The organism is Halomonas sp. ALS9, from assembly GCF_001651035.1.
GTDB lineage: Bacteria > Pseudomonadota > Gammaproteobacteria > Pseudomonadales > Halomonadaceae > Vreelandella.
Window position 1 is genome coordinate 1 of record NZ_LXRG01000154.1, and the last position, 208, is coordinate 208.

General features: G+C 54.3%; 1 pseudogene. It reads left to right on the top strand.

The window, feature by feature from the left end:
• Window positions 1-208: pseudogene (locus A6R74_RS10620) on the top strand (hypothetical protein); the annotation flags it as partial.

Here is a 208-nt window from a genome sequence, read left to right on the forward strand (position 1 = left end):
ACTGTTTAATATCAACCGGATGCGCGAAACCCTGGCGAGTACCATTGGCGACATTCACCTCGGCGCCAATCAGGTCAACAGCGGCGTCGAGCAGATTGTAAGCATTAACGAAGAGCTTTCCACGCGCACCGAAGAGCAGGCTGCCTCGTTAGCCGAAACAGCCTCCAGCATGGAACAGCTCACCGCCACGGTTAAGCAAAATGCTGAA